At 58.3% G+C, this 204-nt stretch carries 1 protein-coding gene; it reads left to right on the forward strand.

The genetic code is table 11. From position 1 onward, the window contains the following. The coding region (locus tag lacNas_RS03895; protein WP_201346616.1) for a PTS transporter subunit EIIC at window positions 1–204 on the forward strand (204 nt) is incomplete at both ends.

The raw sequence follows: 204 nt of genomic DNA on the forward strand, positions 1-204 counted from the left end.
GTCTGTCTGACTCATGGGGCGGGGCCGTCGTCATCGGTCTGGCCGTGCCATTCTTCTGGTTCTTCGGCGTTCACGGCGGTTTGATCGTCGGCTCAGTTGCCGGTGCCTTCTTGATTCCAAACACCGCGGCCAACGCGGCTTTGTACCACGCCGGGAAATTGTCAGTTGCCCAAGGCGCTCACGTTATCACCAACGAATTCTACA

The organism is Lactobacillus nasalidis (genome assembly GCF_016587775.1).
Lineage (GTDB): Bacteria > Bacillota > Bacilli > Lactobacillales > Lactobacillaceae > Lactobacillus > Lactobacillus nasalidis.